The sequence below is a fragment of the Saccharothrix syringae genome (genome assembly GCF_009498035.1).
In the GTDB taxonomy this organism is placed as follows: domain Bacteria; phylum Actinomycetota; class Actinomycetes; order Mycobacteriales; family Pseudonocardiaceae; genus Actinosynnema; species Actinosynnema syringae.
In genome coordinates, this window is record NZ_CP034550.1 from 8,378,116 (window position 1) to 8,402,920 (window position 24,805).

The 24,805-nt window shown below is 73.6% G+C and carries 21 protein-coding genes; 9 read left to right on the forward strand and 12 right to left on the reverse strand.

What is annotated here, in order from left to right; all coding sequences use genetic code 11:
- Positions 1-115 precede the first annotated feature (115 nt).
- Both EKG83_RS34705 and EKG83_RS34710 read right to left on the reverse strand, forming a co-directional pair.
- Positions 116-694, reverse strand: a complete 579-nt coding sequence (locus EKG83_RS34705) for a carbonic anhydrase family protein (protein ID WP_170191862.1) — start codon at positions 692-694, stop codon at positions 116-118.
- 61 nt (positions 695-755) lie between these two features.
- Positions 756-1,514, reverse strand: coding sequence for an SIR2 family NAD-dependent protein deacylase (locus EKG83_RS34710; protein WP_084716558.1), 759 nt, complete (start codon positions 1,512-1,514; stop codon positions 756-758).
- Between the two features lie 36 nt (positions 1,515-1,550).
- Between EKG83_RS34710 and EKG83_RS34715 the strand changes: the two genes are divergently transcribed.
- Positions 1,551-2,006: a hypothetical protein gene (locus EKG83_RS34715; protein ID WP_033431852.1), complete on the forward strand. Its 456-nt coding sequence runs from the start codon at positions 1,551-1,553 to the stop codon at positions 2,004-2,006.
- Positions 2,003-3,460: a hypothetical protein gene (locus EKG83_RS47230; RefSeq protein ID WP_051766102.1), complete on the forward strand. Its 1,458-nt coding sequence runs from the start codon at positions 2,003-2,005 to the stop codon at positions 3,458-3,460. Before EKG83_RS34715 ends, EKG83_RS47230 begins: the two co-directional genes overlap by 4 nt.
- 28 nt (positions 3,461-3,488) lie before the next feature.
- Here the strand turns inward: EKG83_RS47230 and EKG83_RS34725 are convergent, their stop codons facing one another.
- Both EKG83_RS34725 and EKG83_RS34730 read right to left on the reverse strand, forming a co-directional pair.
- A complete protein-coding gene (locus EKG83_RS34725; protein ID WP_033431853.1) occupies positions 3,489-4,136 on the reverse strand; it encodes a hypothetical protein in 648 nt (215 codons plus the stop codon).
- A gap of 160 nt (positions 4,137-4,296) precedes the next feature.
- Complete coding sequence (locus EKG83_RS34730) at positions 4,297-5,040, reverse strand: ABC transporter ATP-binding protein (protein WP_228122328.1); 744 nt, start codon at positions 5,038-5,040, stop codon at positions 4,297-4,299.
- Positions 5,041-5,186: 146 nt separating this feature from the next.
- Here EKG83_RS34730 and EKG83_RS34735 point away from each other — a divergent pair, with 146 nt between their 5' ends.
- A complete protein-coding gene (locus EKG83_RS34735) occupies positions 5,187-8,009 on the forward strand; it encodes an aconitate hydratase (protein WP_084716560.1) in 2,823 nt (940 codons plus the stop codon).
- 55 nt (positions 8,010-8,064) lie between these two features.
- Here the strand turns inward: EKG83_RS34735 and EKG83_RS34740 are convergent, their stop codons facing one another.
- Complete coding sequence (locus EKG83_RS34740; RefSeq protein WP_170191863.1) at positions 8,065-10,152, reverse strand: ATP-binding protein; 2,088 nt, start codon at positions 10,150-10,152, stop codon at positions 8,065-8,067.
- Between the two features lie 390 nt (positions 10,153-10,542).
- On the opposite strand from EKG83_RS34740, the gene EKG83_RS34745 reads away from it, so the two are divergent.
- Together EKG83_RS34745 and EKG83_RS34750 are read left to right on the forward strand one after the other, a co-directional pair.
- Entirely contained in the window at positions 10,543-11,559 is a 1,017-nt protein-coding gene (locus tag EKG83_RS34745; RefSeq protein ID WP_033431856.1) for a pectate lyase family protein, read from the forward strand.
- A gap of 199 nt (positions 11,560-11,758) precedes the next feature.
- The gene (locus EKG83_RS34750) at positions 11,759-13,015 is read left to right on the forward strand and encodes an RAD23 family protein (RefSeq protein ID WP_153278652.1); all 1,257 of its coding nucleotides are present in this window, start codon (positions 11,759-11,761) and stop codon (positions 13,013-13,015) included.
- Here EKG83_RS34750 and EKG83_RS34755 read toward each other — a convergent pair.
- Complete coding sequence (locus EKG83_RS34755; RefSeq protein WP_033431857.1) at positions 12,963-14,558, reverse strand: alpha/beta hydrolase; 1,596 nt, start codon at positions 14,556-14,558, stop codon at positions 12,963-12,965. The genes EKG83_RS34750 and EKG83_RS34755 overlap by 53 nt on opposite strands.
- Before the next feature lie 111 nt (positions 14,559-14,669).
- Between EKG83_RS34755 and EKG83_RS34760 the strand changes: the two genes are divergently transcribed.
- A complete protein-coding gene (locus EKG83_RS34760; RefSeq protein WP_033431858.1) occupies positions 14,670-15,743 on the forward strand; it encodes a DUF4037 domain-containing protein in 1,074 nt (357 codons plus the stop codon).
- A gap of 248 nt (positions 15,744-15,991) precedes the next feature.
- Here EKG83_RS34760 and egtD read toward each other — a convergent pair whose 3' ends face one another.
- The 5 genes from egtD to EKG83_RS34785 form a co-directional block, all read right to left on the reverse strand.
- On the reverse strand, positions 15,992-16,966 hold the full coding sequence (egtD, locus tag EKG83_RS34765) for an L-histidine N(alpha)-methyltransferase (protein ID WP_033431859.1): 975 nt from the start codon (positions 16,964-16,966) through the stop codon (positions 15,992-15,994).
- Complete coding sequence (gene egtC / locus EKG83_RS34770) at positions 16,963-17,712, reverse strand: ergothioneine biosynthesis protein EgtC (protein ID WP_033431860.1); 750 nt, start codon at positions 17,710-17,712, stop codon at positions 16,963-16,965. The genes egtD and egtC overlap by 4 nt, the downstream gene beginning before the upstream one ends.
- A 2-nt stretch (positions 17,713-17,714) precedes the next feature.
- Positions 17,715-19,328, reverse strand: coding sequence for an ergothioneine biosynthesis protein EgtB (gene egtB / locus EKG83_RS34775; RefSeq protein WP_228122329.1), 1,614 nt, complete (start codon positions 19,326-19,328; stop codon positions 17,715-17,717).
- Complete coding sequence (locus EKG83_RS34780; RefSeq protein WP_051766109.1) at positions 19,325-20,572, reverse strand: glutamate-cysteine ligase family protein; 1,248 nt, start codon at positions 20,570-20,572, stop codon at positions 19,325-19,327. Before EKG83_RS34780 ends, egtB begins: the two co-directional genes overlap by 4 nt.
- A 228-nt stretch (positions 20,573-20,800) precedes the next feature.
- A complete protein-coding gene (locus tag EKG83_RS34785) occupies positions 20,801-21,340 on the reverse strand; it encodes a Scr1 family TA system antitoxin-like transcriptional regulator (RefSeq protein WP_033431862.1) in 540 nt (179 codons plus the stop codon).
- 127 nt (positions 21,341-21,467) lie between these two features.
- Between EKG83_RS34785 and EKG83_RS34790 the strand changes: the two genes are divergently transcribed.
- From EKG83_RS34790 to EKG83_RS34800, 3 genes are read left to right on the forward strand one after another with little or no spacing between them, the layout of a single operon-like run.
- On the forward strand, positions 21,468-22,064 hold the full coding sequence (locus EKG83_RS34790; protein ID WP_033431863.1) for a TetR/AcrR family transcriptional regulator: 597 nt from the start codon (positions 21,468-21,470) through the stop codon (positions 22,062-22,064).
- A complete protein-coding gene (locus EKG83_RS34795; protein ID WP_033431864.1) occupies positions 22,061-23,233 on the forward strand; it encodes an MFS transporter in 1,173 nt (390 codons plus the stop codon). Before EKG83_RS34790 ends, EKG83_RS34795 begins: the two co-directional genes overlap by 4 nt.
- A gap of 10 nt (positions 23,234-23,243) precedes the next feature.
- Positions 23,244-23,702, forward strand: coding sequence for an acyl-CoA thioesterase (locus tag EKG83_RS34800; protein WP_051766111.1), 459 nt, complete (start codon positions 23,244-23,246; stop codon positions 23,700-23,702).
- Positions 23,703-23,709: 7 nt separating this feature from the next.
- Here the strand turns inward: EKG83_RS34800 and EKG83_RS34805 are convergent, their stop codons facing one another.
- Entirely contained in the window at positions 23,710-24,768 is a 1,059-nt protein-coding gene (locus tag EKG83_RS34805; RefSeq protein ID WP_033431865.1) for a TetR/AcrR family transcriptional regulator, read from the reverse strand.
- Positions 24,769-24,805: the final 37 nt, after the last annotated feature.

Sequence of the window (24,805 nt, forward strand, 5' to 3'; positions counted from 1 at the left end):
CCGAGCCGGGCAGCGGTCACGAACCCGCCGAGCCGGACAGCCGCCAAGAACCCGCAGAGCCGGACAGCCGCCACGAACCCGGCCCACCTCCCGGCGATCACGGGGACCGCCCCGATCACACCCCGGTGCTCAGCACGAACCGCCGGTTCAGCGGCTGCACCGGCCGCGCGCGGTCGGCGTGGGCCCGGACGAAGGCGCGCAGCCGCTCGTCGGCCACCGCCGCCACCCCCTTCATCACCACCCAGCTCACGTTCTCGGTGAACTCACCCGTGGTCAGCGACCCCTCGTACCGGTCGAACCCGCCGTGGTCCGGCAGCAACCCGGGCAGGTCGACCTCCCGCGGCGCACCCCCTCCGCCGTCGCCCCCGCCGCGCTCCCCACCGAGGTCGAGGAACACCGCGACCACGCAGGCGTGCAGCCGGTCGTCCGCCCGCACGTGCACCGCGTGCAGCTCGGCCGCCTCCGGCCGCCCGTCGACCCAGTGCTCGCTCGGCCGGTGGAAGTGGAGGTTGGCCAAGCGGTACCGGTGCCCGCGCAGGACCACCGCGTGCACCCCCGAGGGCACGAACCGCCACCCGTCGGCGCCCTCCGAGACCTCGAAGCGGTCCGCGCTCCACTCCACCTCCAGCTCCCCGCGCAGACCGGGCACCACGAAGGCACCGCTGAGGTTGATCGGCGACTGCTGCTCCCCCACCACCCCAGGATGCCGGCGATCACCGCCCACGAAAGGCCGACTCAGCACCACGAACAGGTGATCACCAGGTACTGGGGTCACCCCAGGTCCGGATCGGTCCGGACGCCACCACGGGCACGGCGACCAGCACCGGCAGCGACTCCTCCACCGGCTCGCGCACCACCGCCGCGGCCACGTCGTCGTACGGCGTCGGCGTCAGGTTGCAGACCACCAGGGCCGCGCCGGCCCGCACCGCCAACCCCACCAGCGACGCGCCCGGCTCCACGGTCAGGGACGTGCCCGCCGCCAGCACCGCGTCGCAGTCCAGCGCCGCCGCGCGCGCCACCCGCAGCACGTCGTCCGCCAGCGGCTCGCCGAACGCCACCGTCGCGGGCCGCAGCGCCCCGCCGCACAGCGGGCACCGCGGTTCGCCGGCCCCGGCGCGCACCTCGGCCAGCGCCCAGCTCGTCGCGGCGCCCGCACCGCAGTCGACGCAGACCACCCGCGCCGCCGACCCGTGCAGCTCCACCGCCGACGACCCGGCCCGCTGGTGCAGCCCGTCCACGTTCTGGGTCAGCAGCGCCCGCACCCGGCCGGCGCGCTCCAGCTCGGCCAGCGCCCGGTGCGCGGCGTTGGGCTCGGCGGTCCACATCGGATCGTCCAGCCAGGACCGCCACGCCACGGCCGCCCCATCCGCCTCGTGACCGCCCGCCTCGCGCCCACCCACCCCACGCCCGACCACGGGCGGGGCGAAGCGGTGCACGCCCGATGCCGCCGACACGCCGGCCCCGGTGAGCACGGTGATCCGCCGGGCGACGGCCATCACGTCCCGAGCACTCATGCCCCCACCGTCCCACACGCCTGCGAGCATGTCCGCGTGCGCAGGACGTGGGTGGGTGCGGTCGTGGCGGTTGTCGGCCTGATCACAGCGGTGGCGGGGACGTTCCTGCCCTGGCTGCGGTCCGGATCGGTGCGGCGGAGCAGTTACGAGGTGCTCGCGCTCCGTGGTCTTGCCGGGTTGGACGGGGTGGACGGCGAGGTGGTGCGCGGCATCTGGGTCGGCCTGACCCCGCTGGCCGTGTGCTGCACGGCGCTGTGGGTGCTCCGATTTCCCCGAATCGCCGCCTGCCTGGCCCTGCTGTTTGGCACGATCGCGGGAACGGTGGCGGCACTTGCCGCCGTCCAAGGGGGTGACGAGGGATCACCGGTCGGGATCAGCGCGGTCGGACCGGTGGTGACCCTCGGTGGTGCCGTGCTGGGGATCGCGGGGGCGATCACCGTGCTCACCGCGAAGACCCGCACCGCGTTCAGCAGTCCAGGAGGAAGACCGTGACCTACCCGGGTAACGGCGGCGAGTGGCAACCGCAGCAGAACCCTTACGGGCAGCCCCAGCAGGGCGGCTACCCGCAGACCGGCCCTCAGGGCCACCCGCAGCAGGGCTACCCGCAGCAGGGCCAGCCCCCGCAGGGGTTCCCGCAGCAGGGCTACCCGCAGCAGGGGTTCCCCCAGCAGCAGTACGGCCAGCAGTACGGCCAGCCGCCGATCGGCTACGTCGGCGGTGAGCCGCCGAAGAAGAAGCGCACCGGCCTGGTGGTCACCGCGGTCGTCGCCGTCCTCGCGCTGGCCGCGGGCACGGTCGCCACGGTGTGGGCGCTGCGCAGCTCCGGCACCCAGGCCGGCGCGGAGAGCCCGTCGGCCGCGGCCAACAACCTGCTCAACGGCCTGACCAGCGGTGACGTCCTGGGCATCGCCAACGGCCTGGCGCCCGCCGAGGCGACGCTGATCAAGGACTACCTGGAGGCCAGCACCTCCGAGGCCAAGCGGCTGGGCATCTTCAAGTCCGACGCCGACCCGAACAAGATGACCGGCCTGGAGATGAAGGTCGAGGGCGTCAAGTTCGACGACGCCGCGGCCGTGCGGGTCAACGACCACCTGACCATCAACAAGGTGGTCGAGGGCAAGCTGACGGTCACCTCGGACGCCAAGAAGATCCCGCTGACCGACAAGCTGGTCGACGCGCTGGGCGCCGACTTCGCCAAGGCCGAGCCGCAGACCGAGACGATCGACTTCGCCGAGGTCAAGGCCGAGCGCGACGGCAAGCCGATCGGCATCGCCACGATCAAGGTCGACGACGAGTGGTACCCGAGCATCTTCTACACCATCGCGAACGTCGCGCTGGAGGAGGAGGACCTGGAGTGGCCCGCGCAGGGCATCGCGCCGGCCGGCGCGGGCTCGGCCGAGGACGCCGCCAAGCAGATCGTGGAGAAGGCCCTCGACGGTGACATCAGGGGCGTCATCGCGCTGCTGCCGCCGGACGAGATGGGCGTGCTCCAGGACGTCGGCCCGGTGATCCTGGACCAGGTCGGCGAGGTGCCCGCCACCGACGCGAAGCTGATCTCCCTGGAGACCGACTCGAAGGACGTCACCGGCGGCAAGCAGCTGACCATCCGCAAGCTGGTGCTGGAGGTCGACGGCGAGCAGGGCGAGATCACCCGCGACGGCGACTGCTACACGGCCAAGGCCGAGGGGCAGACGCAGCGGCTCTGCGCGGACGAGATCGCCGAGCTGGTCGAGCAGCAGGGCGGGCGCGACATCCCGGCCGCGGCCGTGGACGTGATCGCCCGGGTCGGCTCGCGGGTGCTCAAGGACGGCATCGGCGTGGTCGCCACCGAGGTGGACGGCAAGTGGTACGTCAGCCCGTTCCGCACCTACAGCGAGCTGTACCTGACGCTGCTGCGCGGGCTGGAGGCCAAGGACGTCGACGAGCTGATCGACGCCATCAGGTAGGTCCCCGGCCCCGGCCCCCGTCGCGGTCTCACCCGCGGCGGGGGCCGAGTGCCGTCGCGAGCCAGGTCGCGCCGACCACGAGCAGCACGGCGGACACCCCGGACACCAGCAGGGCGGCCGGCACGCCGTCGCCGTGGGACAGCGACCACAGCACGTTGCCGACCGGCGGGGTCCGGCCGAGCAGGAGCGGCAGCACCACCAGGCCGGCCGCGGCGAGCGCGGACCAGCCCGGGCGGTCGACCACCGGGCGGCCGCACAGCACCCCGATGCCGACGCCGACCAGCGCGCACACCGCGAGCCCGCCGAACCCCTGGGCCACCACGCCCGGCGGGTACGGGCGCGGCTGCGTCACCACCGGCACCAGGGCCGCGACCAGGGCGAGCGCCAGCGCGGCCGCGGCGGACAGCGCGGTGACGGCCGCGTGGACCCGCCACCAGGAGCCCGCGGCGGTCGCGGTGACCGCCCGGCGGACGGGGTCCTCGGCACCGGTGATCACGATCGACAGCCAGGCCGACACCGGGACGAGCAGCACGCACGCGCCCGCGTAGGCCGACAGCGGCGGGCCCGCGTCGGAGGCGTAGAGCATGCCCAGCACGGCCGCGAACAGCAGGAGGGGCGGCAGCCAGCGCTGGGTGCGCAGCACGTCCGCCAGCAGGTAGCCGACCAGCGCCCTCACGACCGCACCCGCCCCGCCGCCGCACGCCGCGCCGCCGCACAGCCCGCCGCCGCACGCCGCGCCGCCGCACGCCCCGCCGCCGCACGCCGCGCCGCCGCACAGCCCGCCGCCGCACAGCCCGCCGCACGCCCCGCCGCCGCACGCCCCGCTCCCGGCCCCCTCACGACCGCACGCTCCGCACCGAGCACCCCAGCCGCAGCGCCTCGACCAGCACCCCGTCGCTGTGCCCGACCCGCACCTCGACCCGCGCCCCGCTACCGACCGACCGCACCGAGCTGACCCCCTCCAACGCCTCGATCAGCGAAAACGCCTCCCCCACCCGGTCCAGCTCGATCACCACGACCCCACCGCGCGCCTCGCCCAGGTGCACCTCCCGCGCCCCCGGCAGCTCGTGCCCGTGGTGGTCGGTGAGCAGCACGGCCGCCCCGGCCGAGGTCACCAGCTCGCCCAGCACGGCGCCGGTCGCCGCGTCCAGCCCGGCCCACGGCTCGTCGAGCACCAGCAGGTCGGTCGCCTGGAGCGCCTGGACCAGCGCGACCTTCTGCGCGTTGCCCTTGGACAGGGTGGCCATCGGCGCGTCCGGGTCGCCCGCGAAGTTCAGCGCCTCGACCAGGTCCCACCGCGCCGGCACGCCCCGCACCGCGGCCAGCCGGCGCAGGTAGTCGCGGGCGGACAGCCGGACCCCGGTCGGGAACCGCTCGGGCGCGTACCCGACCGACGCGCCGCGGGTGACGCGGCCGGTGGTGGGCGCGGTGACGCCCGCGGCGACGCGCAGGAGGGTGGACTTGCCCGATCCGTTGCCGCCCCGCAGCACCACCACCTCGCCGCGCGGGACGTCCAGCGAGAGGTCGCGCAGCACCCAGGGGCCGCGCCCGTAGCGCTTGCCGATTCGATCAAGACGCACCACGGGTGTGATGATGCCCGGACCGAGGTGGGGCCCGGTTGAAGGTTTATACAGGACACGCGTACTGTTTGGGGTGGGAGGGCACCGCACCGACGGGTGCGGGAGACTCAGCAGAAGTTCCCGATACCGACTTTGCGCGTCACCAGATGGAGTTTCACGTGACTGCACCAGCGAGCAAGGACAGCTTCGGCGCCCGCGGCACGCTCACCGTCGGCGACGCCTCGTACGAGGTGTACCGGCTGAGCGCGGTCGAGGGCGCCGAGCGCCTGCCGTACAGCTTGAAGATCCTGCTGGAGAACCTGCTGCGGACCGAGGACGGCGCGAACATCACCGCCGACCACGTGCGCGCGCTGGGCGGCTGGGATCCGTCGGCCGAGCCGAACACCGAGATCCAGTTCACCCCCGCCCGCGTGGTGATGCAGGACTTCACCGGCGTGCCCTGCGTGGTCGACCTGGCCACCATGCGGGAGGCCGTCACCCAGCTCGGCGGCGACCCGGCGAAGGTCAACCCGCTGGCGCCCGCCGAGCTGGTCATCGACCACTCGGTGATCGCCGACGTGTTCGGCCGGCCGGACGCGTTCGAGCTGAACGTGGACCTGGAGTACGAGCGCAACAAGGAGCGCTACCAGTTCCTGCGCTGGGGCCAGACCGCGTTCGACGAGTTCAAGGTCGTGCCGCCCGGCACCGGCATCGTCCACCAGGTGAACATCGAGCACCTGGCGCGCGTGGTCATGGTGCGCAACGGGCAGGCGTACCCCGACACCCTGGTCGGCACCGACTCCCACACCACGATGGTCAACGGCATCGGCGTGCTCGGCTGGGGCGTCGGCGGCATCGAGGCCGAGGCCGCGATGCTCGGCCAGCCGGTGTCGATGCTGATCCCGCGCGTGGTCGGCTTCAAGCTGCACGGCGAGCTGCCCGCCGGCGCGACCGCCACCGACCTCGTGCTGACCATCACCGAGATGCTGCGCAAGCACGGCGTGGTCGGCAAGTTCGTCGAGTTCTACGGCTCGGGCGTGGGCGCGGTGCCGCTGGCCAACCGCGCCACCATCGGCAACATGAGCCCCGAGTTCGGCTCCACCTGCGCGATCTTCCCGATCGACGGCGAGACCATCGACTACCTGAAGCTGACCGGCCGCTCGGCCGAGCAGCTCGCGCTGGTCGAGGCTTACGCCAAGGAGCAGGGCCTGTGGCACGACCCGGCGGCCGAGCCGGTCTACTCCGAGCACCTGGAGCTGGACCTGTCGACCGTCGTGCCGTCGATCGCCGGCCCGAAGCGCCCGCAGGACCGCATCGAGCTGGCCAGCGCCAAGGAGGCGTTCCGCCAGGCGCTGGGCTCCTACGTCACGAACACCGAGGACGGCACCAAGTCCAACGTGGACGAGGCCGTGGAGGAGACGTTCCCGGCCAGCGACCCGATCGCGGTGGCCGACGGCGACGCGGGCGGCGCGCCGCGGGTGTTCCACTCGGCCGCCGAGGGCAGCGAGGGCCGCCCGTCCAACCCGGTCAAGGTGTCCGTGGACGGCGCCGAGTTCGAGCTGGACCACGGCGCGGTCGCGATCGCCGCGATCACCTCGTGCACCAACACGTCCAACCCGTCGGTGATGATCGGCGCGGCGCTGCTGGCCAAGAAGGCCGTGGAGCGGGGCCTGGAGCGCAAGCCGTGGGTGAAGACCACCCTGGCGCCGGGCTCCAAGGTGGTCATGGACTACTACGAGCGCGCGGGCCTGCTGCCGTACCTGGAGAAGCTGGGCTTCCACCTGGTCGGCTACGGCTGCACCACCTGCATCGGCAACTCCGGCCCGCTGCACGAGGACATCTCCGCGGGCGTCAACCAGGGCGACCTGGCCGTGGTGTCGGTGCTGTCGGGCAACCGGAACTTCGAGGGCCGGATCAACCCCGACGTCAAGATGAACTACCTGGCGTCCCCGCCGCTGGTGGTGGCCTACGCGCTGGCCGGCACGATGGACAAGGACATCACCACCGAGCCGCTGGGCACCGACGGTGACGGCAACCCGGTGTACCTGTCGGACATCTGGCCGTCGCCGCAGGAGATCGCCGACGTGGTCGCCTCCTCCATCTCGGCGGAGGGCTTCACCAAGGGCTACGCGGACGTGTTCGCGGGCGACCAGCGCTGGCAGTCGCTGCCCACGCCGACCGGCAACACGTTCGAGTGGGACGCCGAGTCCACCTACGTGCGCAAGCCCCCGTACTTCGAGGGCATGCAGATGGAGCCGGCCCCGGTGACCGACATCGACGGTGCGCGCGTGCTCGCGCTGCTCGGCGACTCGGTGACCACCGACCACATCTCCCCGGCCGGTGCCATCAAGGCCGACTCGCCCGCGGGCAGGTACCTCACCGAGCACGGCGTGGAGCGCAAGGACTTCAACTCGTACGGGTCGCGGCGCGGCAACCACGAGGTGATGATCCGGGGCACGTTCGCCAACATCCGCCTGCGGAACCTGCTGCTGGACGACGTCCAGGGCGGCTTCACCCGCAACTTCCTGGCGGGCGGCGAGCAGACCACGATCTACGACGCGTCGGTCGCCTACGCCGAGGCGGGCGTCCCGCTGGTCGTGCTGGCGGGCAAGGAGTACGGCTCCGGCTCGTCCCGCGACTGGGCCGCGAAGGGCACGTCGCTGCTCGGCGTGCGCGTCGTGATCGCCGAGTCGTTCGAGCGCATCCACCGCTCCAACCTCATCGGCATGGGCGTCCTGCCGCTGCAGTTCCCGGCGGGCGAGAACGCCGCGTCCCTCGGCCTGGACGGCACGGAGACCTACGGGTTCACCGGCGTCACCAAGCTCAACGAGGGCGAGACGCCCCGCACGGTGCACGTGGTCGCCACCAAGGAGGACGGGTCGAAGGTCGAGTTCGACGCGGTGGTCCGCATCGACACGCCCGGCGAGGCCGACTACTACCGCAACGGCGGCATCATGCAGTACGTGCTGCGCAAGATGGTGCGCAGCTGAGCTGTCGGGGTTCGGAGGGCCGTTCACCTGTTGGTGGGCGGCCCTCCGCCGTTGTTCAGGGGGATAGCTCCGCCAGGCGAGCGCGCACCTCGGCGGCTCTGCGGAGGTTGAAGGCTTCGTAACCCACCAGTGCTCGCCGCCAACACCGCTCGGCGCCGGCGACGTCGCCGACTTCGCGCAAGGAGAGGCCGAAGAGGTCGAAGAACCTGGCGATGTCGGCCGGCCCGCCGTGCCTTTCGTCGAACTCGTCCCCGTCGAGCACCTTTTCGCAGAGCCGGATGACGTCGTCGTGCCTGCCCTGTCCCTGCAAGGCCATCACCAGGTGCACGGGAACGGTCAAAATGCCTCCGTGGTCGCCGGCTGATCGGCGGAGGGCATCTTCGTGATCCGCGTGGCGGATGGCCGACTCGTAATCCCCCATCCCGGTGTAGGCGCGGCTCAGATTGCCTTCGATCACACCTGCGAACCTGCCGCGCTGCAGCCCGGCACTGAGCGGTCGGGCCCGCAACAACAGATCCACGGCTTCCTGATAGCGGTGCCGCGCCATGTTCACCAGCGCAAGCGTGTTGAGCGCAAAGGCCGCTGCTCTCCGGTCGTCCGAACGGCGAGCCAGTCGGGCCGCTCGTTCTGCCATTCTCTCGGCGTCCTCCCAACGCTGGTCGGGCAGTACGGAGTACATGTCGGCCAGGCTGTTGAGCACGTCCGCCTCCATGGCTTCGTCTCTCGCGCGCCTCGCGGCGGTCAGCGCCCACTCGTTGACGTCCAGGGCTTCGGTCCACTGACCGCGCAGGTAGAACTGGTACCAGGAACCCAGGGCGATCAGCCTGGCGAGCACCGGCAAGTCGAAGTCGGTCGCCGCCCAGCGGACGACTGGAACCAGGTTCGGCAACTCCGCATCCCACCACGCGGCCGCGTCCTCCAGCCCGGTGAAGTGGATTCCCGATGAGCCGAGGGGCGGGATCTGGTCGCGGTGATCCGCGATCGTCGCGGCATTTCTCTCGGCAGCGGCTTTGAGCGCGTGGTGGGCGTACCACTCGATCAGCCTCGTCCCGGCCTGTCGACGGACTTCACCGTCGCTCTCGGCGCGATCGGCGGCGTACGACCGCAGCAGATCGTGACATCGATAGCGGTCCCGGCCGACTTCCTCCACGAGGTGTGCGTCAACGAGCGCTTCCAGCAGTCGGCGCACGGTGCGGAGGTCCACGTCGGCGAGGGCCGCTGCCGCGTGTATTCCCAGGTCTGCACCAGGATGAAGGCCGAACAGCCGGAACAGGCGGGCTTGCTCGGGCAGCAGTCGGTGGTAGGACCCGTCGAACACCGCGCGCAGCGTCAACTCGTGATCGTCCGGCACGCTGAGCAGGTCGAGGCGATCACGGCCGTCCGCGAGGTCGGCGACCAAGCCCGCGATCGACGAGCGCGGGTCGCTCACCCGGGCAGCGGCGATGCGCAGGGCCAGCGGCAACCGCGCGCACAACCGCACCAACTCCTCGGCCGCTCCGGGGTCGGCCGCCACGCGTTCGGGCCCGAGCAGACCTCTGAGCAGGTCCACCGCTTCACCGGGCGTCAACAGGTCCAGCGGCAGCCGCCGCGCCGAAACCCCCACCACCAACCCGGTCAGCGAGGCGCGACTGGTCACCACGACCAGGCACCCCGGGCTCCCCGGCAGCAACGGCCGGACTTGCGTGGTGGCGTTGGCGTTGTCCAGCACGACCAGCACGCGCCGACCGGTCAGCACCGACCGGTACAGCGCCGACTGCGCCTCCACCCCGGCCGGGATCACGTCGGGCGGAACACCCAGCGCCCCGAGGAACGCCTCCAGCACCTCGCTCGGTGAAAGAGCCTCACCGGGCCCGTACCCCCGCAGGTTCACGAACAGCGTCCCGTCCGGGAAGCGGTGCTCCACCCGCCGCGCCCAGTGCACGGCCAAGGCCGTCTTGCCGACCCCGCCCGCGCCGTCCACCGCGGAGATCACCACCGTCCCGGTGTCGCGGGGCCGGTCGAGCAGCGCGTCCAGGAACGCCAACTGCTCGGCTCGCCCGGTGAAGTCCGGCACGGCCAACGGCAACTGGCGCGGCACCACCGACGGCACCCAACCACTCGACGCACCCACCGAGACCTGATGGATCGATCCGGCCTGCACCACGGGTCCACGCACCTCACCGCGAACCCGATTGCGCGCTTCCCACCCGGGCGACACCCACCCCATCGGACCAGTGTCGCGCCGGGCAGCGGAAAGCGCCATGAACCATTTACCGCACCCGTCCCGACCGCACGACCCCCGCCTTGACCGGTACGGCCGGGTCGGCGCGACCATTCGCCACTCCGATACCACGCCGCCCGGAATGCCCGAAAACACATGCGTGAACCGTCGGACGACCGGATCGAAATCCGTCGAAACCGTCGAACAAAGCCACATATGTGAATTGTTTTGACTTCCCCGTCCCCCCGCCCCCCATCATCGGAACACCGCCGCACGCGTTCCCCGACCACGTACCGCCGACGCCGGCGTCGGCCACGTCCAACGGAGGACTTCGTGAGGAGAACACCTGCGTTCGCGCTCGCCGCGACGCTCATCGGCGGGGTCACCGCCGCGGTCACCGCGCCCGTCGCGGCCGCGCCCGTCGCGGCCGCGGCCGACTCGCCCGTCGGCTTCGCCTCGGTCAACGCCCTCGGCCAGAACGGCACCACCGGCGGCGCGGGCGGCCCCGAGGTCACCGTCACCAACGCCGACGACTTCATCGCCAACATCAAGGCCGCCGGCCCGCGCGTGGTCCGCGTCCAGGGCCTGATCACGCTGCCCGCCGGCATGTACGACGTGTCGTCCGACAAGACGATCACCGGCGTGGGCGCGTCCTCGGGCATCACCGGCGGCGGCCTGAACGTCGGCCTGCCGGTCAGCGGCGCCACCACGCCGCCGGCGGACGCCGTGCACAACGTGATCATCCGCAACATGGTGTTCCGCAACGCCAGCGACGACTCGATCAACGTGCAGATGTTCAGCCACCACGTCTGGATCGACCACAACGACCTGGCCTCCGGCTACGACGGCCTGATCGACATCAAGCGCGGGTCGAGCTACGTCACCGTGTCGTGGAACCACACCCACCACCACACCAAGAACATGCTCCTCGGGCACGACGACAAGAACGGCGCCCAGGACACCGGGTACCTGAAGGTCACCTACCACCACAACTGGTTCGACAAGACGCCGCAGCGCAACCCGCGCGTGCGGTTCGGCAACCCGGTGCACGTGTTCAACAACTACTACTTCGACAACAGCGACACGGGCGTGGCGTGCCAGGCCCGGTCCGGGTGCTGGGTCGAGGGCAACTACTTCGAGGACGTCGAGGAGCCCATGACCAACAGCTACTCGGGGCCCAGGGGGAACATCGTCGAGCGGAACAACGTGTACGTGGGCGAGTCCGGTTCGCCCGACATCGGCGGGTCCAGCGGGGTCGAGGACCCGGCGCGGTACTACCAGTACACAGTGGACGGTCCGGGCGACGTGAAAACCCTGGTGACACGAGGAGCCGGTACGGGCAGGATTTGAGCGGGGTGCAGCAAGAGGGGCCGTTCCGCTCGCGGGGCGGCCCCTCGCGCTGTTCGGGGGGTGCCTGAGTGGAGGACTCGCCGTGCCTGGGTGGAGGACTCGTCGTGCCTGAGCGGAGGACACGCGGGGTCTGAGTGGAGGACACGCGGGGTCTGGGGGTTCGACTCGCGGGGGCGCTAAGGTGCCACCGGGGGTAGTCATGTGGGCTTTTCTGGTGGTGTCGGGGCTGGTGCTGCCGCTGTGGGAGCACGGCCCGCGGTTCGGTGAGGCGTTCCCGCTCGTGGTCGTGGGCCTGCTGCTCGCGGCCTGGAAAGCGCATGCCGCGCACCCCGGCGAGTGGTTCCCGCTGCTGGCGACCGGTTCCCTCGCGGTCACCGCGGTGCTCGCGGGCGGTGAGCTGGTCGGGAACGCGGCGGCCGGGTTCGCCACCGGCCGGTTCCTGGCGGGCCTGGCCCTCGCGCTCGGCCTGGGCTGGTGGGCGTGGCGGGCGCGCAGCGGGGTGGTCGCGGTGACCGCGCCGGCCTACCTGGCCGCCGTCTGGTACCTGGCGCCCGCCACCGCCGAGCCGGGGGTGGGGTTCCTGTCCCAGGACCAGTACTGGGCGCTGCGCGCCACGCCGCACGTCGGGCCGCTGCCGGAGCTGGTGATCGTCGCGGGCGCGGCGGTCGCCCACGCGCGGTCGTGGCGGTGGCGGCCGTGGCACGTGCTGGGCGTGGCCGGGGCGGTGGGCCTGCTGTGGTACCCGGAGGCGCTGGTGCTGCTGCTCGCCGCGGGCGTGGCGGCAGGGTACGACCTGCACGTCCGCCGGCCGGGCGCGTGGTACCCGCTGCTGCTGCTCGGGACCGGGCTGGTGGTGTGGTCGCTGTGGCACCCCGGGACCCCGGAGGTGCCGCCCGGCACCCCGCCCACCGCACTGCCCGGGACCGCGTTCGCGCCTCCGTCCGGCAACGCGGTCATCTCCCTGGTCCCGCCCGACCCGTACGCCCCCGCGCCCGTCAACCCGTACGCCCCCGCGCCCGTCAACCCGTACGCCCCCGCGCCCGTCAACCCGTACGTCCCCGCGCCGTCCGACGAGCGGATCGCGGTGGTCACCGTGCTCACCGGCGTGCCGATGAGCCGGACCGAGGGGACGGCGACGGCGCTGACCGGCGGCGGTGACCTGCTCCTCGTCGCCGCCGTCGTGCTGGCGCTGGTCGCGTGGGGGTGCTGGTGCCGGGACCTGGTGGTGCTGCTCTCCGCCGCCGCGTACGCCGGCGCCGCCCGGGTCCTGCTCTGGCCGGTGCCGGACCCGGGGCTGTGGTTCGGGGGCCCGCCACTGCGGCTGGGCCCGTGGCACCCGCCGGTCGCGGTGGTGCTGGTGGCGGGTGCGGCCGTCGCGCTGGCGACGGCCGCACCCGCGGCCACTAGAACGGTTGGGCGTTGGGCTGGAAGACCTGGCCGTTGGCCGGGGCCTTGAGGTTGACCAGGTAGTCGGTCACCAGGGTGTCCACGCCCGCGCTGTCACCGAGGATGCAGTGCCCGAACGCGTCCACGCTGACCAGCCGCGCGTTGCCCAGCTGGCGGGCCATGCGCTGGGCGAACTTGTACTGCGTGGCCGGGTCGTAGTAGTTGCCCACCACGACGACCGGGTTCGGCGTGCGCTTGCCCCACGGGCCCGCGTAGCGGTCGGGCCGCGACACCGGCCACGACGCGCAGGTCAGCAGGTCGGAGGTCGCCTGGTAGCGGCCGAACGTCGGCGACTCCCGCTCCCACGCGGCGGCCAGCACCGGGTACAGCGCGGGCACGTGCAGGAACGGCTTGTCGGTGCAGTTCACACCGTAGTAGGAATCGTCGAACTCGTACGGGGTGTCCGCGCTGACGACGCCCGCGCGGACGTCGGCCAGACCGCCCTTGTTCGCCAGCGGCGGTTCGACGGCCTGCTCCTGCACCGAGAACGACGCCGCGGACGGGTGCAGCACCGCGTAGATGCTCTGGAGCCACGTGGCCAGGGCCTTGAAGCGGGTCGGCGCGTACAGGTCGCTGGCCACCCGGCCGACGTAGCCGTCGTAGGTCACGACCTGGCCGGACGGGAGCGTGACCGGCTCGGCGCGCAGGCTGTCGCGCACCTCGTCGAACTTCGCCCGCGGGTCGCCCTCGCTGTAGGCGCACTTGTCGCCCTCGGCGTCGCAGCGCTTGAGGAAGGCGTCCAGCGCCAGCTCGAAGCCCTGCGCGCGCTGCCGGTCGTACTCGGCGCCGTTGGAGGTGCGCAGCGCCGGGTCGACGTTGCCGTCGATCACCAGCGCGCGGGACCGCGACGGGAAGATGTTGGCGTAGGTGGCGCCGATCAGGGTGCCGTAGGAGAAGCCGACGAAGTTCAGCTGCCGGTCGCCCACGCCCTGCCGCAGCAGGTCGAGGTCGCGGACCACGGCCTCGGTGGACATGTGCTGGAGCAGCGGGCCGGCGTTGCGCGCGCACGCGTCGGTGTAGTCCTCGGTGGCGACCATGGTGTCGCGGATCTCGGTGCGGGTCAGCGGGATCGCCGACATGCGCCCGAAGATCTCGTCGGCCTCCTCCAGGGTCTGGAAGCAGCGCAGCGGCGAGCTGCGCGCCACGCCGCGCGGGTCGAACCCGATCAGGTCGAACCGCTTCATGACCTCCGGCTGGAAGAACGAGGAGCCGTAGGCGGAGTAGATCAGGCCGGCACCGCCGGGGCCGCCGGGGTTGATGAACAGCGAGCCGATCTTGTTGGCCTGGTCGTCGGCCGGCCGCTTCATCACCGCGATGGTGATCTTCGCGCCGTTGGGCTTGCGGTGGTCCAGGGGGACCGGGTGGTTGGCGCAGCTGACCTTGGTCCGCTCCGCCGCGGGGATCTCGGCCAGCACGTCGGCCGGGCAGGCGGACCACTGGATGGGGGTGGCGCCCTGCGCTTCCTGGGCGACGGCGGGACCGGTTCCGACCAGGCCCGACACCGCGGTGCCCGCGGCCAGGGCCAGAACCAGCGCTCTGGATCGGAGTTGCATGGGGTAGCGCTCCCTCGCTTCGACCGGCGTCGCTCTCAGTGGCAGTTGCGACGCCATCGCGCGAGGCTTTCACTCGATCGTGTCGAGCAACACCCGCAGAACGGAGGATTCGTGACCGCCGAACGGTTCTTGCCGGGCCTGGAACTCGCCGGGCGGTTCTACCGGGAGGCGGTCGAACCGCTGGTCCACGAGCACTTCGGTCCCGTGCCGCACAGCGCGGCCCGGATCGGCGAGGGTTCGGAGGTCCTGGGCTTCGACACCGCGCGGTCGGCCGACCACGAGTGGGGCCCGCGGCTCCAGCTGTTCCTGGACCCCGACGACCCCCGCGCCGACGAGATCCGGGAGGTGCTGTCCGAGCGCCTGCCCAAGACCTTCCTGGGGTGGCCGACGCACTTCGCGGGCGGCGGGGACGGCGCGAGCGCCGTCATGACGCCCACCGACGGGCCGGTGGCGCACCGCGTCGAGGTCACCGACCTGGGCACCTGGTTCGACCGGCGGCTCGGCTTCGACCCGCGCGCGGGCGCCACCACCCGGGACTGGCTCGCCACGCCCACCCAGCGGCTGCTGGAGGTCACGGCCGGCGAGGTGTTCCACGACGGGCTCGGCCGGCTCGAACCGGCGCGGGCGGCGCTGCGCTGGTACCCGGACGACGTGTGGCGGCACGTGCTGGCCTGCCAGTGGCTGCGGATCTCGCAGGAGGAGGCGTTCGTCGGGCGGTGCGGCGAGGTCGGCGACGAGCTCGGGTCGGCCGTGGTGGCGGCCCGGCTGGTGCGCGACCTCATGCGGCTGCGCCTGCTCCTGGACCGCCGCTACCCGCCGTACTCGAAGTGGCTGGGCAGCGCGTTCGCCCGGTACGCCGACCTGGTGCCGGTGCTGCGGGCGGTGCTGGCGGCCGGGGACTGGCGGAGCCGGGAGGAGCACCTGGCGGTGGCGTACGAGCACGTCGCGCGGGTGTGCAACGGCCTGGGGCTGGCCGAGCCGGTCGATCCGACCACCCGGCCGTTCCACGACCGGCCGTTCCGGGTGCTGCGGGCGGACCGGTTCAGCCGGGCCCTGGCCGCGGCGGTCACGGACCCCGAGGTGGCCGCGCTGCCGCTGGTCGGGGCGGTCGACCAGGTCGTGGACAACACCGACGTGCTGTCCCGCCCGGACCGCGCGCGGGGATGCGCCTTCGGCGGGGGGTGAGGTTCGAGGAGTGAGGTGTGGGGAGTGAGGTGCGGGGGTGCGGCAGCCCGAAGTCGGGCAGTGGAGCGAGAGCCGGCGGTCACCGCCCGGCGGTCACCGCCCGGCAGACGCGGCCCGGCAGACGCGGCCCAGCAGACGCGACCCAGCACGCGCGGCCCAGCAGGCGCGGCCCGGTGCCCCCGACAACCCGGGGGCACCGGACCTCCGCCCCGTGCCACGGCCCTGCTTCCCCGCCCTACTCCACCGCCCTACCCCACCGCCCGGGCCAGCGACAGCGCGAACCGCCCCTCCGAATCAGTCCACCACTCGCACAGCTCGAACCCCGCCGCCACCAGCTCCCGCTCCACCCCCTCCCGCCGGAACTTCGCCGACACCTCCGTCCGCAGCTCCTCCCCCTCCGCGAACTCCACGTCCAGCCCCAGCGCGGCCACGTGCGCCCGCACCGGCCGCACCGCCCGCAACCGCATCTCGATCCACTCCTCCTCCGCGTTCCACAGCGCCACGTGCGCGAAGTCGTCCGGGTCGAAGTCCGCCCCCAGCTCCCGGTCGACCACCCGCAGCACGTTGCGGTTGAACTCCGCGGTCACCCCCTGCGCGTCGTCGTAGGCGCGGACCAGCACGTCGGGGTCCTTGACCAGGTCCGTGCCGAGCAGCAGCCACTCCCCCGCGCCCAGCACGTCCCGCACCGAGGTGAGGAACTTGTCGCGCTCCTCCGGGATCAGGTTGCCGATCGTCCCGCCCAGGAACGCCACCAACCGCGGCGGCGCGCCGGGCAGCAGGCCCAGGTGCTCCGTGAAGTCACCGACCACGCCGTGCACGCGCAGTCCTTCGTAATCGGCCACGATGGCCCGCGCCGCCTCGGTCAGCGCCGACGGCGACACGTCCAGCGGCACGAACTCCTCCAGCGTGCCGTGCTCGCGCAGGGCGGTGAGCAGCAGCCGGGTCTTCTCCGACGACCCGGAGCCCAGCTCGACCAGGGCGCGCGCGCCGGTGGTCCGGGCGACCTGCGCCGCCCGCGCGACCAGGATCTCCCGCTCGGCCCGCGTCGGGTAGTACTCCGGCAACCGGGTGATGTCCTCGAACAGCTCGCTGCCGACCGCGTCGTAGAACCACTTCGGCGACAGCCACTTCGGCCGTGCGGTCAACCCCGCCCTGGCCTCGGCCCGCAGCGCCAGCGCCGCGTCCTCGGGCGTCAGGTGCACGTCCAGCACAGGCTCGGTCATCCTCGTCCAATCCGTTTCACGTCCACTGAGGACACGTCGGCGACCACCACGTGCCCGTCGGGCAGTTCCCGCCACCCCGGGCCGGGGTCCAGCGGCTCGGAGGCCAGCGTCACCGCGCCGTCGCCCGCGCGCACCCACAGCGAGTGGGTCCACGTCGTGCCGGCCAGCACGGTCCCGTCGGTGAGCAGGAGGTTCAGCCGCGAGCCGGGTGCGGCGGCGGCCACTTCGGACACCACGTCGGCCAGCGCCGCGCCGGGCGCGGCGCCCGCGTCGAGCCGCGACCGCACCAGCGCCCACAGCAGGGCCGAGTCCGTCGGCGCATCGAGGGTCAGCAGCGCCGCCGTGGGCAGCGCGGCCGCGACGTCCACCACGGACCCCGGCCAGCCGGTGATCCGACCGTTGTGGCTGAACAGCCACCGCCCGTCGGTGAACGGCGCGCACGCGGTCTCCACCACGGGCATGCCGACCGTGGCCGACCGGACCGCGGCCAGCACCGCGCCCGACACCACGACCCGGCTCAGCTGCGCCAGGTTCTCGTCCGACCAGAGGGTGCCCGCCCGGCGGTAGCGCACCGCCGGGCCGCCCGGCGCGGGGTACCAGCCCACGCCGTAGCCGTCCACGTTGACCGTGCCGCCGCCGCGCATGTCGCCCGGCGCGTACGACTGCCGCTCCAGCGAGTGCGGCGGGTCGTGCAGCAGGGCGGCGATGGGCACGGCGGGGCCCAGGTAACCCAGGTGGCGGCACACCGTCAGGTCAGCTCTTCCCTCTTCGCGTCCCGCGCGCAGCGGAAGCCCGCGAAGATCTGCCGCCGGATGGGGTAGTCCCAGTTGCGGAACGTGGCCCGCACCGCCGCCTGGTCGCTGCCGAACGACCCGCCGCGGAGCACCTTGTACTCCGGCCCGAAGAACACCTGGGAGTACTCGGCGTACGGGAACACCTCGAAGCCGGTGTAGCCGTGGAAGTCCGAGCTGGTCCACTCCCACACGTCACCGATCAGCTGGTGCACGCCCAGCGGCGAGGCACCCGCCGGGTACGCGCCGACCGGCGCGGGCGACAGGTGCCGCTGGCCGAGGTTGGCGTGCCGCTCGGTCGGCTCCTCGTCGCCCCACGGGTAGCGCCGGGACCGCCCGGTCGCCGGGTCGAACCGGGCCGCCTTCTCCCACTCCACCTCGGTCGGCAACCTCTTGCCCGCCCACTTCGCGTAGGCCGCGGCCTCGTGGAAGCAGACGTGCACGACGGGTTGCCGCGGGTCGAGCGGCGCGGTGACGCCGAACGCGGTGCGGTACCACCGGTCGCCCTGGCGCTCCCAGAAGCGCGGCGCGACCAGGCCCGCCTTCCGCACGTGCGCCCACCCGGCCTCGCTCCACCAGCGCGGGTCGTCGTAGCCGCCGTCGGCGACGAACTCCAGGTAGGCGCCGTTGGTGACCGGGGTGGTGTCGATGAAGAACGGGTCGGTGACCGCCTGGTGCGCGGGCCGCTCGTTGTCCAGCGCCCACGCCTCGGTGGAGGTGCCCATGGTGAACGGGCCGCCGGGCACCAGCACCTCGTCCGGGCCGACCGGGCCGCCGGGTGGTGGTGGCGGCGCGTCGAGCACCGGGGCGCCGACGCGCAACTGGTGCGTGGCCAGCATGGTCTCGTCGTGCTGCTGCTCGTGCTGGACGACCATGCCGAAGGCGAAGCCGTTCTCGACGAGCCTGCGGCCCTCCAGCGGGACGCGGTCCAGCACGTCGAGCACCTTGGTCCGCACCTCGCCCACGTACCGGCGGGCCTCGGCGGGGCCGAGCAGCGGCAGCTGCGGGCGGTCGGCCCTGGCGTGCTTGAACGCGTCGTACAGCTCGTCGATGTCCGCGCGGACCGGCTCCCGGCCGCCCACGTCGCGGACCAGCCACAGCTCTTCCTGGTTGCCGACGTGCGCGAGGTCCCACACCAGCGGGGACATCAGCTTGGAGTGCTGGCGCACCAGGTCGTGGTCGTCGACGGCGTCGGTGAGCAGGCGGCTGCGCTCGCGCGCCCTGGCGAGGTCGGCGGCGATGCGCTCGCGCAGGCGGTCGGCCTCGACCCGCTCGGCACCCGCCGCCGGGACGGACGCCGGAACCGACGCCAGGGCCGACGCCGTCAGGCCCGCGGGCACCGAGCACTCGCGCGCCGGACCCTCCACTTCCGAGCCGGCGCTTGCCACGCCGGTGCTTGCCACGCCGGCGCCCGCCGCACCGACGGACGTCGAGCCCACACCCGCCGCACCGGCGAACGTCGAGCCCACACCCGTCGCACCGGCGGACGTCGAGCCCGCACCCCTCGCACCGGCGGGCGTCGGGCCCGCCGCGGTCGGGTTGGGCGAACTGGTCGTCTCCTGGCTGGTCATGATCGGCCCCCTCCGGTCTTCCCCGTCTTCTCGGCCAGCGTTCGGTGCAGTTCCTCGGCTATCTCGTCGGTCTGCCCCACCGGCAGGTCGGTGTTCGCGAGCGCGGCGCTGCCCAGTTCGACCACGTCCCGCGCGGCCCGGGCCAGCACCGGGTCGTGCAGCCCGTACCGGGCCGCGGTCAGCCAGCGGCCGGCCGCGGTCTCGGTGGCGGCCAACGTCGCGTCCACCACCTCCGGCGTGCTGAACAGCGCCGCCAGCAGCACCACCGGCGCCACCCAGCCACCGGTCGCCGGCGTGTCCAGGTAGCGGATCTCCACGTACCCGCGCGGCCGCACCGGCGGGAACTGGAGGGTCAGGTGGTAGTCCAGGTCGTCCCTGGTCGGCGGCCGGTCCAGGGCGCCGCCGATCCAGTCCGCGAAGGTCAGCGGCCTGGGCGGGGTCCAGTCCGGCCCGGGGCGGCGCACCACGATGACCGGCGTGTCGAGCACGCGCCTGGCCCACGCGCCGGCGGGGTCGGCGCACACCGCGGCGGGGCGGGTGCGGACGGGGTCGGTGGCGTAGAGCGACCGCATCCGGGCACCGGCCCAGTCCGTGCGGCGACCGCCCACACCGGGCGAGTTGGCGAACAGCGCGGTGAGCACCGGGCCGAGCGCGTGCACCGCGGCCCAGCGCTTGGGCAGGTCCTCCAGCAGGCCGAAGTCCAGGCACACCTGGAGGCCCGCGGTGCTGCACATCATGGTGATGCCCTCGGGCCCGAGCGGCGCGAAGGCGGCCTCCATGGCCGCGTAGCGGGGGACCCGCAGCAGCCGGCGGGGCGGCCGGAAGGGGTCGGCGCCGCGCTCGCCCAGTCGCAACCCGGCCGGTTCGAGCAGCCGGTGCACGTGGTCGACGTCGAGCGCGACGGTCTTGAGCAGGTCGGTGAGCGATGCGCGGGGCGGGGTGGAGATCTCCACCTGGCCACCGGGCTCCACCGTCAGCGGGCTGCCGGAGGGCAGCGGGCGCTGGGGGCTGTCCGGGACGAGGGTCGGTGGCGCGTGGTCACCGAGCGCGGCCGCGAGGGTCGCGGCGTCCAGCGGTTTCGCCGGGTCTTCGACGTGGTGGACGGTCCATTCCAGTTCGACCCCGAGCAGCCTCGGAGGTCCGTGCTTGAAGCAGACCGAGGCCACGTATGCCTCGGCCTCCGCCCTGTCCCGGAACACCGCCGGCACGGGCCCCTCAGCGGGGGCGTTGCGGACAGCAGTCACGTGACTCACTCCCCGTCATGATCCTGGTCGTCCTCGACGCTACACGGGGGTACCGACAGTCGACGATGAACGAAACCCTTGCGGATCAATGACATCGACCAGGTAACCCTTGCGGTCCAATGAGACTCACGGCGTGAAACGCGGTGTTCACCTGGCGGACAGCTCCCCCGCGGGCCCGGCACCGCCGGCCCCGGTGCCCGAAACGTCCGGAAAGACCGGCCGGCGGCGCTACTCCCCCCGGTAGACCAGCGCCCGCCGCCCGAACTCGGCCCGCGACGACGGCGCGTCCAGCGCGACCCGGTCGAGCACGGCCGCCCCGCGCGCCCCCAGCGGCAGCGCGAACGGCGCGCGCGGCAACCCGGCGCACCCGGCGGCGAACGGCACCAGCCGCACGACCACGTCGTCCCGGTCGGCCACCGCCTGCCACTGCTCGGCCAGCACGCCCGCGTCCCCGACCCGCACGTGCAGCGCCGCCTCGTGCACGAAGAACCGCGCGGCGGCCGGCACGAAGGGCTCGACCCGCTCGCCCAGCGCGGCGGCGTAGCCCGGCGTGCGCAGCGGCTCGGGCACCACCAGCGTCTCGTACACCGCGAACTCGACGCCGACGGGCGGTCCGGGGCGCGTGCCGACCAGCCCGAGCAGGTCGATCAGGTCGGGCCCACGACGCTCCCGGTCCGGGGTGGACGGTCGGCCCAACCCCCAGCCCGACCCCCGCCCCGGCCCCGCCGCGGTCCGCGACAGCGGCCGGATGTCCTCACCTGCGGTCACACCGTGCCACCGTAGCCGGCCTGACCAGGTGTTTCGAGCCGGGAGCAGCAAGTACACCCCAAAGTGGACCCGCCCAAGCCGTACGTACTGATTGGATTTCGCCGGCCGACCCTGGCAACATCGACCGGTGCCCAGGGTGAGCCAGGACCACCTCGACGCCCGCCGCCGCCAGATCCTGGACGGCGCGCGTGCGTGTTTCGCGCGCTTCGGTTACGAGGGCGCGACCGTGCGCCGCCTGGAAGAGGCTACCGGCCTGTCCAGGGGCGCCATCTTCCACCACTTCCGCGACAAGGAGTCGCTGTTCCTCGCCCTCGCCGAGGACGACGCGCTGCGCATGGCCGAGGTCGTCGCCGAGCAGGGCCTGGTGCAGGTCATGCGCGAGCTGCTGTCCACGCCGGCGCCGGCGGGCGACGCCGAGAACCCCGCGGACTGGCTCGGCACCCGGCTGGAGGTGTCGCGGCGGCTGCGCACCGACCCCGAGTTCCGGGGGCGCTGGGCCGAGCGGTCGCGGCAGCTCACCGACGCCACCCGGCAGCGCCTGGAGCGCCAGCGGGAGGCCGGGAACCTGCGCGACGACGTCGACGTGGACGTGCTGACGTCGTTCCTGGAGCTGGTGCTGGAGGGCCTGGTGTCACACCTGGCCATGGGCCTGCCCGCGGACGACCTGGAACCCGTGCTGGACCTGGTCGAGGAGAGCGTCCGCAGGCACCGCCGCACCGGGTGACCCGCTACCTCGTCTCCGCCGGCCTCGCCCGCCTCGCCGACGAGATGGTGGGCGTGGCGGTGCTGCTGCTCGTGCTGTCGCGCGCCGGTTCCGGCCTGTTCGCGGGCGTCGTGGTGGCCGCCTACACGGTGCCGTCGGTGCTGTCCGGGCCGCTGCTCGGCGCGTGGCTCGACCGCGCCCGCCGGCCCGTGCTCCTGTTGGCCGCCAACCAGTTCGCGCTCGCGGTCAGCGCGGTGGCCATGCTGTTCGCCCCGAACGCCCTGCTGCCCGCGCTCGCCGTCGTCGCGGGCGCCACGCTGCCGATGACCAGCGGCGGGTTCACCAGCGTCGTGCCGCGGCTGGCGCGGGCGCGCGGCACGCCCCTGGACCGGGCGACCGCGCGGGACGCGCTGCTGTTCAACGGCGCGGCCATCGGCGGGCCGGCGCTGGCGAGCGCGCTGGCGGTGGGCTGGTCGCCGGTGGTGGCGATGGCCTCGATCGGCGCGCTGTCGCTGGTGGGCGGGCTGTGCACGACGACGCTGCGCGTGCCCCCGCACCCGCCGGACGCGCACCCGTCGCTGTGGTCGGCCGTGCGGCGCGGCCTGCGGCACCTGGCCGCCACTCCCCCGCTGCGCGGCGCGACGGTCGCGTCGGTGCTCGCCCACGGCGCGACCGGCCTGCTGTTCATCGCGCTGCCGTTCCGGCTGGTGGAGCTGGGCGCGGGCGACGACCGGACGGGGCTGGTCTGGGCGGTGCTGGAGGTCGGGTGCGTGGTCGGCATCCTGGCCACCCGGCGGCGGCTGGCGCGGTGGCGGCCCGAGCGCGTGGTCTTCGCGACCACCGCCCTCCACGGGGGCACGCTGCTGCTGTGGCCGTTCGCCGGGCACTTCGGCGTGCTGCTCGGGGTGGCGCTGGTCAGCGGCGTGGCGCAGGGGCCGACGCTGACCGCCGTCATCACGTCCCGGCAGCGGTACACGCCCGGACCGCTGCTCGGCCAGGTCTCGACCACCGGCGCGAGCCTCAAGATCGGCGCGTTCGCGCTCGGCTCGGCGGTGGGCGGCGCGCTGGTCGAGGTGTGGCGGTGGCCGGCCGGGGCGGTGATCCCGCTGGTCGCGGCCTGCCAGCTGCTGGCTGCGTCACTCGGGGCAATCGCCGCCCGAACGCGCCAACCCGCCCCGGTGACCCCCTAGGATCGCCGGCATGGCTGACCCGCGAGCTGCCCACGTGCACCGGGTGCGGGTGCGCCCGGTCGACTGCGACCGCCAGGGGATCGTGCACGCCTCCCGCTACCCGGTGTTCTTCGAGGCGGCGATGGTGGAGGCGCTGCGCTCCCTGCTGGGGTCGTACAAGGAGCTGGAGAAGCACGGCATCGACTTCGTGATGGCCGAGACGTCCATCCGGTACCTGGCGCCGGCGCGGTTCGACGACCTGATCCGGATCGGCGTGCGGGTGCGCACCCTCGGGACCACGACGCTGACCATGGGGTTCGACGCGGACGTCGACGGCACGCCGGTCGCCACCGGGTGGAACCGCTACGTGTCCTTCGGGACCCCCGAGCTGCGCAGCACCCCGATCCCGGAGGACTTCCGCCGGGTGCTGGAACGCCGGCCCGCGCCCGGCCGGTCGGCCACCCGGTCGGTGCCCGCGCCGCGGCGCTGAACACCCGTCATCGCCGGACCCGAGCCCCGACCGCCACCGCGTGCCCGGCCCCCGCCCCCTCGGCGCGCGCCACCACCCGCCCCCGCTCGACCCGCACCGCCACCTCGGTCTCGTCGCTGACCGCCGGCACCCCCGCCGCCGCCGCGAGCGCACCGGCCTCGTCGCACACCACCCGCACCGCGGGCCACGCGTCGCCCCGGAACGCCTGCCGCAGGCACCCGCACAGCCGCGCCACCACCAGCCGGGCCAGCGGCGCCAGCTCGCCGGGCGCGGCGGTGACCATCACGACGGTCACCGGCCCGCCCGCCCGCACCGCCCCCTCCGCGGCCGCCAGGCGGTTCAACCCGAGCACGACCACCACACCGTCCCCGTCCGGCGTGACCGGCTCACCGCGCACCAGGTCCGTCACCGCCGGCGGTCGCCACGGCGCGTCCTCGGCCCGGACCGGCGGCGGGTGCTCGGGCCACGGCCACCAGTCGTTCAGCTCCAGCCCCGCCAGCCGCTCGCAGGCGCTGACCAGGTCGAACGCCTCGCCGAACCCCGGCGCGGCACCGGCCAGCCCGCTCGCGCCGTGCAGCGCGGTCAGCACCAGCCCGGCGAGGCGGACCGCGCGCCGGGGCGGGGCGCCCGCCGGCGGCGGCACCGGGTCCAGGTGCTCCAGGGCCAGGGCGAGCAGCAGCGCGTCGAGCCGGAGCAGTTGCGCGTAGGGCCGCCGGGTGACCTCCTCCGCGGCGACCTCGGCCTCGAAGTCCCGGTGCAGCGGGTCGAACGCGGGTGAGGTGACCCAGGCGCGGGCCAGCGCGCCCAGGGCCTCGGCGGCGTCCCGGCCGCGCTGCGGGTCGGCGGGCACGGCCGCGCGCTCGACCAGGTCGGCCAGCACGGCGAAGTACAGGGCGCGCTTGCCGGGGAAGTTGGAGTAGACCGCGCCGCGGGTCAACTCGGCGCGCTGGGCGATCACGTCGACCTTGGCGTCGCGGTAGCCGCGCTCGGCGAACTCCTCGCGCGCGGCCGCCAGCACCCGCGCCCGGTTGTGCTCCTGGAGCTCCGCCCTGCTCAGCCGGACCACCGCACCCCCCGTTCGCCAGGCACCACGCGCTCAAGAT

What these genes read in the sequence shown, in the direction of transcription:
- EKG83_RS34710 (WP_084716558.1), bottom strand. Translation starts at nt 1,514, where the DNA reads ATGAGTGCTCGGGACGTGATGGCCGTCGCCCGGCGGATCACCGTGCTC.
- EKG83_RS34735 (WP_084716560.1), top strand. Translation starts at nt 5,187, where the DNA reads ATGGAGTTTCACGTGACTGCACCAGCGAGCAAGGACAGCTTCGGCGCC.
- EKG83_RS34750 (WP_153278652.1), top strand. Translation starts at nt 11,759, where the DNA reads ATGTGGGCTTTTCTGGTGGTGTCGGGGCTGGTGCTGCCGCTGTGGGAG.
- EKG83_RS34755 (WP_033431857.1), bottom strand. Translation starts at nt 14,558, where the DNA reads ATGCAACTCCGATCCAGAGCGCTGGTTCTGGCCCTGGCCGCGGGCACC.
- egtD (WP_033431859.1), bottom strand. Translation starts at nt 16,966, where the DNA reads ATGACCGAGCCTGTGCTGGACGTGCACCTGACGCCCGAGGACGCGGCG.
- egtB (WP_228122329.1), bottom strand. Translation starts at nt 19,328, where the DNA reads ATGACCAGCCAGGAGACGACCAGTTCGCCCAACCCGACCGCGGCGGGC.
- EKG83_RS34800 (WP_051766111.1), top strand. Translation starts at nt 23,244, where the DNA reads ATGGCTGACCCGCGAGCTGCCCACGTGCACCGGGTGCGGGTGCGCCCG.